This is a genomic window from Anaerococcus sp. AGMB09787 (genome assembly GCF_022808955.1).
GTDB lineage: Bacteria > Bacillota > Clostridia > Tissierellales > Peptoniphilaceae > Anaerococcus.
Genome location: NZ_JAKZEY010000008.1, coordinates 32,739 through 45,640, shown reverse-complemented (window position 1 = coordinate 45,640; position 12,902 = coordinate 32,739). Strand labels below are relative to the sequence as shown.

General features: G+C 34.3%; 15 protein-coding genes. 12 read left to right on the top strand and 3 right to left on the bottom strand.

The annotated features are described in order from the left end of the window. From MUN42_RS02895 to MUN42_RS02855, 9 genes are all read left to right on the top strand, one after another. A partial coding sequence (locus MUN42_RS02895; RefSeq protein ID WP_243342833.1) for a hypothetical protein occupies nucleotides 1–236 on the top strand: 236 nt, incomplete at its 5' end. 439 nt (nucleotides 237–675) lie between these two features. Further along, nucleotides 676–2,499 (top strand): translational GTPase TypA, encoded by a 1,824-nt coding sequence (gene typA, locus MUN42_RS02890; protein ID WP_243342832.1) that lies wholly within the window; start codon nucleotides 676–678, stop codon nucleotides 2,497–2,499. Nucleotides 2,500–2,505: 6 nt separating this feature from the next. Then, complete coding sequence (locus tag MUN42_RS02885; protein WP_243342831.1) at nucleotides 2,506–3,075, top strand: hypothetical protein; 570 nt, start codon at nucleotides 2,506–2,508, stop codon at nucleotides 3,073–3,075. Beyond that, the gene (locus MUN42_RS02880) at nucleotides 3,068–3,706 is read left to right on the top strand and encodes a redox-sensing transcriptional repressor Rex (protein ID WP_243342830.1); all 639 of its coding nucleotides are present in this window, start codon (nucleotides 3,068–3,070) and stop codon (nucleotides 3,704–3,706) included. The genes MUN42_RS02885 and MUN42_RS02880 overlap by 8 nt, the downstream gene beginning before the upstream one ends. Then, nucleotides 3,706–5,625 (top strand): ribosomal protection-like ABC-F family protein, encoded by a 1,920-nt coding sequence (gene abc-f, locus MUN42_RS02875; RefSeq protein ID WP_243342829.1) that lies wholly within the window; start codon nucleotides 3,706–3,708, stop codon nucleotides 5,623–5,625. Before MUN42_RS02880 ends, abc-f begins: the two co-directional genes overlap by 1 nt. Nucleotides 5,626–5,674: 49 nt before the next feature. Beyond that, a complete protein-coding gene (gene amaP / locus MUN42_RS02870; protein ID WP_243342827.1) occupies nucleotides 5,675–6,232 on the top strand; it encodes an alkaline shock response membrane anchor protein AmaP in 558 nt (185 codons plus the stop codon). Beyond that, complete coding sequence (locus MUN42_RS02865; RefSeq protein WP_243342824.1) at nucleotides 6,216–6,506, top strand: DUF2273 domain-containing protein; 291 nt, start codon at nucleotides 6,216–6,218, stop codon at nucleotides 6,504–6,506. The genes amaP and MUN42_RS02865 overlap by 17 nt, the downstream gene beginning before the upstream one ends. An 11-nt stretch (nucleotides 6,507–6,517) precedes the next feature. Beyond that, nucleotides 6,518–6,967: an Asp23/Gls24 family envelope stress response protein gene (locus MUN42_RS02860; protein ID WP_243342822.1), complete on the top strand. Its 450-nt coding sequence runs from the start codon at nucleotides 6,518–6,520 to the stop codon at nucleotides 6,965–6,967. Nucleotides 6,968–7,061: 94 nt separating this feature from the next. After that, a complete protein-coding gene (locus MUN42_RS02855) occupies nucleotides 7,062–8,285 on the top strand; it encodes an AI-2E family transporter (RefSeq protein WP_243342819.1) in 1,224 nt (407 codons plus the stop codon). A gap of 58 nt (nucleotides 8,286–8,343) precedes the next feature. Here the strand turns inward: MUN42_RS02855 and MUN42_RS02850 are convergent, their stop codons facing one another. Together MUN42_RS02850 and MUN42_RS02845 are read right to left on the bottom strand one after the other, a co-directional pair. Next, complete coding sequence (locus MUN42_RS02850; RefSeq protein ID WP_243342817.1) at nucleotides 8,344–8,598, bottom strand: hypothetical protein; 255 nt, start codon at nucleotides 8,596–8,598, stop codon at nucleotides 8,344–8,346. Between the two features lie 125 nt (nucleotides 8,599–8,723). Continuing rightward, the gene (locus MUN42_RS02845; protein ID WP_243342816.1) at nucleotides 8,724–9,497 is read right to left on the bottom strand and encodes a hypothetical protein; all 774 of its coding nucleotides are present in this window, start codon (nucleotides 9,495–9,497) and stop codon (nucleotides 8,724–8,726) included. Between the two features lie 410 nt (nucleotides 9,498–9,907). Between MUN42_RS02845 and MUN42_RS02840 the strand changes: the two genes are divergently transcribed. After that, complete coding sequence (locus MUN42_RS02840) at nucleotides 9,908–10,357, top strand: YhcH/YjgK/YiaL family protein (protein WP_243342814.1); 450 nt, start codon at nucleotides 9,908–9,910, stop codon at nucleotides 10,355–10,357. A 25-nt stretch (nucleotides 10,358–10,382) separates the two neighbouring features. On the opposite strand, the gene MUN42_RS02835 is transcribed toward MUN42_RS02840, so the two are convergent. Further along, entirely contained in the window at nucleotides 10,383–11,000 is a 618-nt protein-coding gene (locus tag MUN42_RS02835; protein WP_243342812.1) for a thiamine diphosphokinase, read from the bottom strand. Between the two features lie 96 nt (nucleotides 11,001–11,096). Between MUN42_RS02835 and MUN42_RS02830 the strand changes: the two genes are divergently transcribed. Together MUN42_RS02830 and MUN42_RS02825 are read left to right on the top strand one after the other, a co-directional pair. Beyond that, nucleotides 11,097–12,305, top strand: a complete 1,209-nt coding sequence (locus MUN42_RS02830; RefSeq protein WP_243342810.1) for an AI-2E family transporter — start codon at nucleotides 11,097–11,099, stop codon at nucleotides 12,303–12,305. Continuing rightward, nucleotides 12,292–12,900 carry a hypothetical protein gene (locus MUN42_RS02825; RefSeq protein ID WP_243342808.1) on the top strand — a complete coding sequence of 203 codons (609 nt, stop codon included), beginning with the start codon at nucleotides 12,292–12,294 and terminating at the stop codon, nucleotides 12,898–12,900. The genes MUN42_RS02830 and MUN42_RS02825 overlap by 14 nt, the downstream gene beginning before the upstream one ends. The last annotated feature ends 2 nt before the right edge of the window (nucleotides 12,901–12,902 follow it).

Genomic DNA, 12,902 nt, shown 5'->3' with positions numbered 1-12,902 from the left:
GTTATTTAATTTTTCTAAGCCTAAATATTAGGCTTATTTGCCATACATTAAATTCAAGATTAATTATTTTTTATTTTCTCTTGACATTTGATAGCTGGTCTGAAAGATATTCTAATACTAATTTTATTTTAAATTCTTTTGTATATTTTGGCATACAAAATCCCTCCATCCGTATTCCGGATTTTGGGGTTCAGGTCAGGGATCAAAAGATCCCTTTTTTATATTTAATAAAATAGGTTCGTATGATTAGAAGAGACAATTAGATAAAACAATTATTATTTATATCAAGGATAGTGAAAAAAGCTTGTGGGGATATTTACATAGGCTTTGAGATGGAATATTTTTAGTTGTTAGCGACAGACTAGAGAGTAAAGCTTACTATAGAGACCATATTATTAGTAATAAGGGTTTAAGTCATAAATCCTAAAAGCCTTAGATAAATGTATCTAGAGAGGAAATGCCTTGGTTTCTTAAGAAAAAATACGATGACTAAGCAGATAAAGTTAATAGCTAATATATAGAAAAAATACTTTAAACATATGGATAGGATCTTTAATAATTGAATTTATAGTTTTTAAAGTAAGGCTATGAATATTTTAATGATGAAATATTGATAATGTATTGACATGGAATATAATATATTGATAGAAAATGTAATAAGGAGTGAGGGGTTAGATGAAAAGAGAAGATGTTAGAAATGTAGCCATCATTGCCCACGTAGACCATGGTAAGACTACCTTAGTTGACGGCCTACTTAGGTCAAGTGGTTTATTTAGGGACAATCAAGAGGTAAAAGAGAGGGTGATGGATTCAAATTCTATCGAACAAGAAAGAGGAATCACCATTCTTTCCAAGAATACAGCAGTTTATTATAAGGATACAAAGATAAATATTATAGATACTCCAGGCCACGCCGACTTTGGTGGAGAGGTTGAGAGGGTTCTAAATATGGCTGAGGGGGTTGTCTTGGTTGTAGATAGCCACGAAGGCCCAATGCCACAAACTAAGTTTGTACTAAAGAAAGCCATAGAGCTAGGCTTACCAGCTATTATTTGTATCAACAAGGTTGATAAGGCTGATGCTAGGATTGATGAAGTAGAAGATGAAGTCTTGGACTTATTTATATCTCTTGATGCTGATGAATCTTATTTGGAGAGTCCTTTTGTTTATGCCAGTGCCAAACAAGGTTGGGCTAGCAAGGAAAAGGGCGTAGTCAAGGAAGATATGATAGATCTCTTGGATACTATCTTAGACTATGTGCCAAGCTATGAGGCAGACGAAGATGCGCCTTTCAAGGTTCTAGTATCTACAACAGATTATAATGACTATCTAGGAAGAATTGCCATTGGTAAGGTTGAAAGTGGAGTGATTAGCAAAAATCACCCAGCAGTCATTACTAATTACAATGATCCTGATAGGCGTATTAAGTCAAAGATTGTTACAATTTATGAGTTTGAAGGCCTAGAAAGAAATGAGGTTGAAGAATCAAAATTTGGTTCAATAGTAGCCCTTTCTGGTATGGAAGATATTAATATAGGCGATACTATCGGTACAGAAGAAGACTCTGAGCCTATAGAATTTACCAAGATTTCAGAGCCAACCCTATCTATGACCTTCTCTGTAAATGATTCACCATTTGCTGGAAGGGATGGTAAATATGTAACAAGTAGGCACCTAAGAGATAGGCTCTTCAAGGAAGCAGAAACAGATGTTTCTCTAAGAGTTGAAGCCACAGATACTACAGAAGCCTTCAAGGTCTCAGGTCGTGGAGAACTCCACCTATCTGTCCTTATCGAAAATCTAAGGAGAGAGGGCTACGAATTCCAAGTTTCTAAGCCTGAAGTTATGTATAAGGAAGATGAGAAGGGCAAGAAGCTTGAGCCAATCGAGCTTGCTACTATTGATGTTGACCAAGTCTATTCTGGATCTGTTATAGAGAAGCTCGGTAGGAGAAAGGGCGAGATGATTGATATGAGTCCTTCAGCTTCTGGGTACAATAGGCTAATATTTAGGATTCCTTCTAGGGGACTAATTGGATATAGGTCAGAGTTTATGACAGATACCAAGGGGACAGGAATACTAAATTCAGAATTTGAAGGCTATGATAGCTACAAGGGAGATATCGAAAAGAGACAAGTTGGTTCTCTTATAGCATCTGAAACAGGAATTTCTTCGGCCTATGGACTTAACCAAGCCCAAAGTAGGGGTAGTCTATTTGTGGGAGCAGGAGAAGAGGTCTATGAGGGCCTTGTAGTTGGTATGAATGCCAAGGGTCTTGATATAGATGTTAATGTCTGCAAGAAGAAGAAACTTACCAACACCAGGGCTAGTGGATCTGATGATGCAATAATTCTTACACCAGCCAAGAGGATGAGTGTTGAAGAAATGATGGAATTTGTTGAAGATGATGAATTGATCGAGATTACACCAAATTATCTAAGGATTAGAAAGAGAATCTTAGATTCAAACTTAAGGTATAAGTCAAAGAAAAATAAGTAGGAAATTATGTTAAAGACAGCAGAAAAAAACCTAAGTTTCATATTAGCTATATCTACTTTCGGTGTTTTTCTATTGACCTTGGCAGGGATGTTTTTTAACAATGTAATGATAGGTTTGATTTGGAACTTAGTGTTTTTACTAAGCTGGATTTTGATGGTAGTATTTGGCCTTGTCGTTTTTTTCGACAAGGACCCTTACAACTTTTCAATCTTGACAGGGATAGTAACAGGCTTCATATTTATAATTTTGGCAAGTCATAGCGTCCTTATCCTATCAACCTTTGTAGACAATCTTTCAGGTGGTCTAATCCTACCTAGGATAGTAGTAGAAAACTATAATCAAAAGATATTTTATACATCCTTGATACTTACATATTTTATCCATGTATTTAATTATGTGAGATTAAATTCGAAGGCAAAAGAAGAACATATACCAGTAGAGCTAGATGACACAGTCGAAAAAAACGATTTTGTAGTAGATGATAAAGATCTAGAAATATTAAATAGCCACAAGGCAGATGATGATTTATTTATCTTGGGTCAAGAGGATGACCTAGAAGGAGGAGAAAATGAGTAAGCAAAATATATCACTATCAGTTATAAAAAGACTCCCAAAATATTACAGGTATCTTGAAAGTATAAACGATAAGGGAATTATCAGAGTTTCATCCAAGGAGCTTGCAGAGATTACAGGCCTTACTGCAAGTCAAATCAGACAAGATCTTAACCACTTTGGCTGCTTTGGCCAACAAGGTTATGGTTACAATGTAAAAGACTTAATCGAAGAATTATCAAAAATAATAGGGGTTAATAAGAGATATTCTATGGTACTTATAGGCTTTGGAAATATTGGCCATGCCCTCTACCAATATAAGTCTTTTTCTGAGCTTGGCTATGAGATAAAGGCAGTTTTTGACAAGAATACCGATATAGAAATCGAGGATGCTGACTTTGAAGTTAGATCCATCGATACCTTAAAGGATTATCTCGAAGAAAATAAGATTGATATTGGTATTATAGCAACACCAAAGAATGCTGCCCAAGAGATATGTGATGTCCTATGTGACGGCAAGGTAAAGGGTATATGGAACTTCACTCCAGTTGATTTGAAGGTTAAAAATGGAACTGTCCTCGAGTCAGTCCACCTAGATGAGTCCCTCTTTACTCTAACATATTTCATGAATTCACCTAAGGACTTTGTCTTTTAATGAATATACTGACAGCTTCCAACTTAAAAAAATCTTATCCCCTCAAAGATATATTCGACAATGTTTCCTTCAAGATAGAAAAGGGAGACAAGGTCGGTTTAATAGGAGCTAATGGTCAAGGGAAATCTACACTTTTTAAAATACTGACAGGAGAGCTTGACCCTGATGGTGGGGAGTTCTACATAGCCAATGACACAAAGGTAGGCTACTTGGAGCAAATCCTGGACCTTAATCTTCACATGTCTATTTATGACTACGTCCTAGAAGTATACACAGACCTCATAGAAACTGAAAAGGATATGAGGAGGCTTGAAAGACTTATGGAAGAAGAAAAGGATGATCACAGGCTAAAAGAAATCATGGAGACCTATACCAAAAAACTTGAGGACTTTAATGATAAAAATGGCTATGCCATAAGGTCAGAGATAGAAGGAACTCTCAATGCTATGGGCTTTACTAAGGCTGACTTTGATAAATCAATAGCAGAGCTTTCAGGAGGGCAAAAGGCCAGGGTAGAACTTGCCCGCCTCCTGCTTGAAAAAACCGACCTCATCCTCCTAGATGAGCCTACCAACCACCTAGATATAGGGGCTATAAACTTCCTAGAAACTTTTATTAAAAATTACAAGGGATCTGTCATAGTAATAAGCCATGATAGGTACTTCCTAGATAATACTGTAAATAAAATTTTCATCTTGGAAAATGGCAGGCTCGAAACCTACGATGGTAACTACACAGACTTCATGGTTCAAAGAAAAAAGGATATGGAAGTGAGAATCCACCAGTACAAGGCCCAACAAAAGGAGATAGCCAGACAAGAAGAGATTATTTCTAGGCTCAAAAGCCAGGGGGGTTCTCTTAGAAAGAGGGGGATTTCCCAATCAAGGTCTAGGCAAAAGCTCCTCGATAAGATGGAGAGGATTGAAAAGCCAGAGTTTCTAAAAAATTCGATGAGCCTTAAGTTTACTCCAAGAATTAAATCTGGAGCAGACGTACTTAAGGTAAGTGATTTGGAAAAGTCCTTCTTCATGGAAGAAATCTTCAATAACATAGCCTTCAACATCTACAGGGGAGAAAGAGTTGCTATTATTGGAGAAAATGGAGTAGGCAAGACCACCCTCTTTAAGATAATAATGGGGGCAGAAAGGCAGGATGGAGGCTCCATAAGGCTAGGTCAAAGTGTCAATGTAGGATATTTTGACCAAATGCAGGAATCTCTAAACCTTGATAATACAATAGTAGATGAGCTATCAAAGACCTACCCTATGCTAACCTACGGAGAAATAAGGTCTTACCTTGCTAAGTTCATGTTCTATGATGAGGATGTGGATAGGGTAATAGGCGAGCTAAGTGGAGGGGAGAGGTCAAGGATAGCCCTTCTTAAACTTATGATATCAGATGCCAACTTTATTTTGATGGATGAGCCTACCAACCACTTAGATATTGACTCTAAGGAAATCCTTGAAGATGCCATCCTTGACTATGAGGGGACTATCTTACTTATAAGCCACGATAGGTACTTCCTAAATAAAATCGCTGACAAAATCTTAGTGATGAAGGCTGATGGGATTGATGAGTACCTAGGTAATTATTCCTACTATGAGAAAAAACTTAAGGAAAGTAAGCTAGAAGATCCACAAAAAAATCCCCTTACCAAGACCGAAATAAAAAAACAAAGGCAAAAAGAAAAATTAAAACAGGGCGAGATTAGAAAAATTAAAAACCAAATAAGGGATATCGAAGTAGACATAGAAGAAATCGATAGAAAAATCGAAGAACTAACTAGTCTTACTATGGCAGAAGACTTCTACAAGGACAGCTCTAAAGTAGAAGAAACTTTTTCTGAGATTAAAGAACTTCAAAACAAAAGCGAAAAACTTAATGAAGACTGGATAGATCTTAGTCTAAAAATTGAATAATAGTGTTTGAGAAGATAAAATGGGGGTAATAATAAGGTGAGGAGGACTTATGGGAAAATTTAAAAGATTTGTTTTTTCATTTATAACCGTAGTGCTAATCCTCTTGGGAGCTTTATTTGTATTTGGAGCCTTGATAGATGTAAATGAACTATTCAACCTTCTATCATACCTTCAAAATCCAAATGTTAGAATAGGAGTAATGGTTGTAGGTATTATACTACTATTCCTTGCCATATTTATGCTTGTTGACCTTACTTTATCATCAGATCATTCATACGAGCGTCTTCGCCAATATGACGATGGTTCTATTCTAGTATCAAGAGATTCACTAGAAAATTCAGTAAAGGCTTCTGTGGAAAGTTTCTTATCTACTGAAGCAAGAAAAATTAAAGTTTATATTGAAGATGACGAAGAGATTAATGTAGAATGTAAGGTTAGGTTATTTAAGGACTTTGACATTCAAATTCTTTCAGATAAATTGAAGGAAAAAATTGAGTTAGCCCTAAGAGATCTCACTGGAATTACGAATATAAAGACTAATCTATACTTTGATAGGGTCAAAGAAGGTGAAGTAGCAAGGAGAGGTAACTATGAATCATTTAAATGATAATACTGATAGAGACTACGCCATCTATGACCTAGAAATTAAGGAAATTAAAAGAAAAAACGCAGATAGACAAAGAAGAAGAGCATTTTTAGCTAGGAATAAGGGTAAAATAATATCCCTTATCATCTCTGTACTAACACTTATTTGCTTATTTAATTTCGGATTTGTTAGAACTTTAGGAATTTGGGTAGTAATGATAATAGGATATACAATTGGGGCATTTATAGATAGGGATGCAAGGTATATCAAATTTTTAAGAAGAATTTTTAGTTAATCGGAGGAAATATGACAGAAAATAAACAATTACAACAAGAACAATTTAATGGTAACGAACTAGAAGTAGAAGAATCAAAACTTCTTATTGAAGACAAAGTAGTAGCTAAAATCGCAAGAATTGCTGTTGATAAGGTTGACGGAATTCTAGAAATGCAAGGAAACTTTGCTGATACAATCGGATCATTCTTCTCATCAGACAATGAAACTTCAACTGCAGGTGTTGATGTAGAAGTAGGAGAAAAAGAAGCTAAAGTTAACCTAGACATCATAATTGAATATGGTAAAAATGCTACAAAAGTCTTCAACGAAGTTAAAAAAGTAGTTAAAGCTAACATCAAAGAAATGACAGGTCTTGATGTTGTAACAATCAACGTAAACATCGTTGACGTTATGACAAGAAAAGAATACGCTGAGAAAAAAGCTAGAAAAGAAAGTAACTCAAGCGAAGATAGATATTAATCAAAAATAAAATTTGAGAAGAGGTGGCAAGCTTAGCTAGGCTTATGGCTTTAAGTTAGCTTAAAGCCACTTCTTTTTTTATAGGTGGATATTTATGAAAAACAATCGAGATAAGTTTTTGGATGAGAGGAGCAAGAATAGCCTCAAGGTAGGAGTAGCCTTGATTTTATTGTTTTTTACCCTCTTATATATAAAAAATATAAGTGAATTTTTTCAAACTACATACACCATAATAAGGCCGGTAATATATGGCTTGATCATAGCCTTTATCATTAATATGCCTATGAAATTCTTCCAAGAGAAGGTATTTGGCAAGTTTTTGGATGAGGATAAGCATAAGAAGCTCATTAATGTAATTTCCATTATCCTATCTTGGATAGTTTTCTTTGCCATAATCACTGTAATCCTTACAGTTTTGATACCAGAGCTAGTATCAGCTATAGAGTCCTTAATCGATAATTTGCCAATATTTTTTGATAAGCTTATAAGCTACTTAGAAAATAACAAGTACTTCAAGGAAGCTAGCTATTATATGGCAGATATAGTCGAGACTATTAACCCAGAGAAGGTTAGGGAATTGATTAGAAATCTTCTAACAAGTGGAAGCAAGGGCCTACTAAATAGGACATCTTCCATAATAAACTCCCTATCATCAACCACCATAGCAGTGATAATGGGCTTTATATTTTCCATATATGTTTCCCTAAACAAGGAAGACTTAAAGAAAAATATAAACAAGGTCCTCTTTGCCCACCTTGATAAGGACAAGGTCTACAAGGTAAACTATGTAGCCAAGCTATCCTATGTTTCCTTTGCTAGGTTTCTAGAAGGAAGGATTCTATCATGTATATCCCTAGGACTTATATCCTTTATAGGAATGAAAATCTTAGGACTTCCTATGGCAGGAATGATATCAATCCTAGTCGGTGTATTTGATATAATCCCTTACTTTGGACCAATAATAGCTACAGGAATTGGTATGATTCTTATCTTCATCCAAAGTCCTGCCAAATCTATTATATTCTTGATTTTCATCTTGATAATCCAACAAATTCAAGAGCAAATCGTCTATCCTCTGGTAATAGGTAAGAACCAAGGCCTACCTGCTATTTGGATTTTCCTATCGGTCTTACTTGGAGGAAGGCTATTTGGTATAGCAGGAATGATTGGCTTTATGCCAATAGCGACAATATTCTATACCTTACTTGAAGATAGGACCCGTAGGAAGCTTAAGGAAAAAGAAATTAGAGAAAGCGAAGTTGTGCATTTGGGAGAAAAGTCCTTTGATGAGATGAGAGAAGAAACTTACGAAGAATAAATACTATAAAATAATAGCCGGAGCAAACTAAGACTCCGGCTACATTTTTGCCAACAAATTAGGCATTAATTTTTGCACCACATGATTCGCAATAATTTTGCTTACTGACCCATATATTTAGTCTAGCCCTACAATAGGGACACCTTAATTTAACAACTCCAAATATTATATCAAATACTAATAAAAGAATTAAAAATATAAAAGAGGCTTTATCGTGAATATTAAGGGCTATTCTTATAAAGAAACCAATAGTTGCAAGGACTGCTAAAGTATTAAATACAAAACGATATCTTCTTAACTTTTTTAGATTCATACCTACCTCACTTTTATTTATAATATAATAATTAATGGATTTATTTGTAATCATAGCTTCAAATTAAATATATTACTAGGCTGTAATAGTTGAAAATATACTAATTGGTATTCAAGCTATAATATCTACCATCTTCCGTCATATTCATAATAATCAGATCCTGTTTTGTAGTTATGAGCAGCATCTAAATAAAATACTGTGTATTGAGTCTCTCTTAAGACTACATTTACAGGATGTAATTTGCTCATCATCCAATTATACACAACATGATAATATGCACGATCAGCTCCCTTTTGAAAATAAGTCGATGCTATAGCACCTATTCCAGCGCCAACTTTACCGCCTAAAGCAGCTCCTAAAACTGCTGAAATTCCAGATACCATCATATCTTGTATTTTACTACTTCCATCATATTCACGAGTTCTCCGTTCGCCTGTTCCAGGATCGGTATAATATAAACTTACTAATTCATCATTTAATCTATTGCCATCGTAAGATTTAACCATGGTAATATCTATTTTTTCTTGTCTAATACCTAATTCATCCTTGCTTGTTAGAATAAAAGAATCATTTGATATTTGCTTAAGATTTTGATTTTGTATTTCTTCATAATCTCCATTTTCTGTTAGTTTGAATTTTTTAGAGATAACGTTATTAAAACCCTCATCTGCATTTTCAATTATTTTATACTTTTTACCATTTTCTTTGTAAGTATATATTACATTTTTATCTCCTGCATTTCCTTTAATGAAAGTAAGATCTGACCTTTGCATATTTGGATTGTTATTACTAATATAATTAGCTGAACTAGCAATTACTGTTGTATATGGCAATATCATTATAAATGATAAAATAACCAATACTGTTTTTTTAATTACATTTCTAAATTTTAATGACATATCTTTCTCCTTGTGATATACTTATTATTTATACGTTTCTTTATTTTCCCTCCTCTTAGCTAAAATTCCCATCTAAAACAGCCTATTAACATCAAATTATTTTGTATATAATTTAGCAAAATTTAAATTAATTAGAAATTCCTGAAATAAACATTATACTCATTTGAGTTATCATTGTAGATATAAATTAAAATTATCTTTAATTATTTTGTATCATAATTTTATAAAGGAATTATAAGAAAAATGTAAAATTAATGTAAAATTCTTTACCTGCTAGACCTCTACAATCGAAATTGGCTGAGAGAGTGTATATATAAGAGCCTAGATTACTTAAATTTTTTCTTATTTAATAATTGCAATAAAAGGATTTTAGGGTTATACTTAAATAAAGAAAATTTGAGAGGGTAAATATGATATATACTAATATAAAAAATATCAATCCAGAAGAAATTGTTTCAGAAAAAATCAAAAAAGCATTAGATTATGCTAGGGAAAATGACCTTAAGAGCCTAGAGCCTGGGTCTTATCCTATAGAGGGAGATGAAATTTTTGTAAATATTGGAGAATATGAGTCTACCTATGAGAGCCAAAAGTCCTATGAGAGTCACAGAAAATACCTAGATCTACAACTAATGCTTGATGGAGATGAAGTGATTAAATTTAATTCTATTGATAAGCTTGAAGGCTCTCCCTTTGATGAAGAAAATGACTATATGTTACTAAAGGGTCCTAGCAAGGGATATCTTGTAATGGAAGAGGGAGATATAGCTATATTTTTCCCAAATGATGGCCATATGCCTGGGATTATTAATAAAAAACCAAGTAAGGTTAAAAAAGCTGTTTTTAAAATAAAACTTTAGCCTAAGTCCCCCGAGAGGGGACTTTTTATGAGCCAAAGTCCTCAAAGATTACTAGCAAGTCCCCATCTCTTACTTCTATCGAGAAGTCCTTGCCACAGGTTTCGTTGGATACGCCAAGGCTTGAGTCCATGGAAAGGTCATAGTTATCAAGTTCATAATATAAATTTTTGATAGTAAGGCCCCTTGATATATCCCTTAGTGAAAAGATTGATACATAGAAGTCTTTGCCCTTATGCTTGTAGGTAAAGGTGCCATCAACTATAAAAATCTTTTTGCCCTTGGCCTTTAGAACAATATTAATGCCCTGTTTCTTATAAAAGTATAGGCTACGGATGTTGGATATGGTGTGGGATTCCCTACGACCGAGGCCCCCGTATATTATTATTTCCTTGTAGCCCTTGTCTTGGGCAAGGTCTATGGCAGCGACTGTATCAGTGAAGTCCTTGACTGGGTTTAGGACAGTGATATTGTCACCATCAGGTTTAGCTGCTGAGTCAAAGTCGCCTATTATATAGTCCAAGGGAATATTTTCTGCTAGGGCATATTGGTATCCCTTGTCAGCCCCTATTACTAGGTCATCATCACTTATTGTGTCAAAAAAACCGTCGAAGTCTCCTCCGGCAAAGATAAAACATTTTTTCATAAAAGCTCCTCACAAAATCATTTTATAACAAATCCAATTTAAAGCAAGGACCTAGCTTTTATGGTATTATATAATTAGCAAAGAATGGAGGAGATTATGAATAAGTTAACCATTAATCAAAGAACCTTATTTAAATTAATAACTTATGCTATACTTTTATTTTTCGGACTTTATTATCTTCCAAATATAAAAGAAATGTTCATTAAGGTCTTAGGAATCCTTAACCCATTTATTATAGGTGCGATTTTGGGTTATATTTTAAATATTCCTATGAACTTTTTCGAGGGCAAATTGAAGAAAAGATTTGGTAACGAAAAAAATGCTAAAATGATTTCTGGTATATCTTTAATCCTATCTTGGATAGTGATTATAGTGGTTGGTATTGTCATCCTTAAAATACTAGTACCTAGAATTATATCAGTTATTTCTTCAACCTTTAACAAGTGGCCTATATTTGTAGATGAGTTTTATAAATTTTTGGCTAGTCACGAGGCAACAGAAGACTTGGCAGATAATTTCTATAAGTTTGTAAATTCCTTTAGTTGGTTTGAATTTAGAAATAATGTCTTGTCATTCCTACAAGGAAATTCTTCTTCAGTATTAAGCTTTACAACAGGCTTTATCAATTCTATAGGATCAAGACTTATTAGTTTATTTACCATATTTTTCTTCTCAGTTTTCATATTGGTTTACAAGAAGATGCTAAAGAACAACTTCACTAAGATCCTTTATGCTATTTTTGATGAACCAAGGGCTGACTATATAAACAAGGTATTCTCCCTATCCTATAACACCTTCAAAGAATATATATTCTCTAGGCTTATAGCAGTATTTACCCTATCCCTGCTGACCTTTATAGGAATGGTAATTCTAAGAATACCTAATGCTGGTATGATATCAATTGTTATAGGTATATCTGACTTGATACCAATCTTTGGACCAATACTTGGAGCAGGATTCTCATCAATAATTATATTTTTGGAATCACCAGCCCAAGCCATTATATTTTTGATATTTGACATAGTTATCCAACAAATTCAAGAAAATGTCATCTATCCTGCTATGGCTGGTGAGCAAATAGGTCTTCCTGCTATCTGGGTTCTAGCTTCAGTATCAATAGGAGGATCCCTATTTGGAATTTGGGGAATGCTAGTAAGTATTCCAGTATTTTCAATATTTTATACCCTCTTCCATGACTTTATTGATAAGAAACTTGAGAGGAAAAACATTGATGAAGCAGATATAGATGAGAAGAAGAAAATCACGTATATGTTGGGAGATGTAGAAAATAATGAAGCTAATTAGGTCAGGATATGGAGAATTTGTCCCTGTGATCGAAAATGGCAAGATCCTCTATGGTGGCTACCAAAATTCCCTAGGAGCCAAGGGGGTATCTCAATTCTTTAGGGACAGGTCCTGTGTTGTAACAGCCTTTACCAATGTATACTTCTATCTCTTCCATAGGGATAGGAAGATAGACATAGATATCTACAATGAATACCAATATTATTTTTATAGGAGGATAAGACCTTTGATTAATGGAGTCTCTACAGTAGGGAGGCTCGATCGTAGGCTAGAGCTCGTAAGAGATGATATGGGTATAGAGTTAAAAAGTAAGAGATTAAGTGAAAACACCCTTATAAGACGACCTCTAGGAAAGAAGATTGCCTTTATAGAGGAGGCTTTAGCTTATGATAGCCCACCGATTCTAATTAATTGGATATCAAATGACATAAGGGTTATGCGCCACCATGGTCTATGTATAACTGAGCTTAATAAGGTCAAGGGCAAGCACGAGGTCGTTGTATCTAGTTGGGGTAAGCCCTACAAGTTTTATCTGGAAGACTTTAATAAGCAATTTAGAGACTACAGTGGTTTAATATATTTTAGTGAGAGGTAATA

Bases quoted from the DNA above. Each gene is read 5' to 3' on its own strand.
- typA (WP_243342832.1), top strand. From the start codon at position 676: ATGAAAAGAGAAGATGTTAGAAATGTAGCCATCATTGCCCACGTAGAC.
- MUN42_RS02885 (WP_243342831.1), top strand. From the start codon at position 2,506: ATGTTAAAGACAGCAGAAAAAAACCTAAGTTTCATATTAGCTATATCT.
- MUN42_RS02880 (WP_243342830.1), top strand. From the start codon at position 3,068: ATGAGTAAGCAAAATATATCACTATCAGTTATAAAAAGACTCCCAAAA.
- abc-f (WP_243342829.1), top strand. From the start codon at position 3,706: ATGAATATACTGACAGCTTCCAACTTAAAAAAATCTTATCCCCTCAAA.
- amaP (WP_243342827.1), top strand. From the start codon at position 5,675: ATGGGAAAATTTAAAAGATTTGTTTTTTCATTTATAACCGTAGTGCTA.
- MUN42_RS02865 (WP_243342824.1), top strand. From the start codon at position 6,216: ATGAATCATTTAAATGATAATACTGATAGAGACTACGCCATCTATGAC.
- MUN42_RS02860 (WP_243342822.1), top strand. From the start codon at position 6,518: ATGACAGAAAATAAACAATTACAACAAGAACAATTTAATGGTAACGAA.
- MUN42_RS02855 (WP_243342819.1), top strand. From the start codon at position 7,062: ATGAAAAACAATCGAGATAAGTTTTTGGATGAGAGGAGCAAGAATAGC.
- MUN42_RS02850 (WP_243342817.1), bottom strand. From the start codon at position 8,598: ATGAATCTAAAAAAGTTAAGAAGATATCGTTTTGTATTTAATACTTTA.
- MUN42_RS02845 (WP_243342816.1), bottom strand. From the start codon at position 9,497: ATGTCATTAAAATTTAGAAATGTAATTAAAAAAACAGTATTGGTTATT.
- MUN42_RS02840 (WP_243342814.1), top strand. From the start codon at position 9,908: ATGATATATACTAATATAAAAAATATCAATCCAGAAGAAATTGTTTCA.
- MUN42_RS02835 (WP_243342812.1), bottom strand. From the start codon at position 11,000: ATGAAAAAATGTTTTATCTTTGCCGGAGGAGACTTCGACGGTTTTTTT.
- MUN42_RS02830 (WP_243342810.1), top strand. From the start codon at position 11,097: ATGAATAAGTTAACCATTAATCAAAGAACCTTATTTAAATTAATAACT.
- MUN42_RS02825 (WP_243342808.1), top strand. From the start codon at position 12,292: ATGAAGCTAATTAGGTCAGGATATGGAGAATTTGTCCCTGTGATCGAA.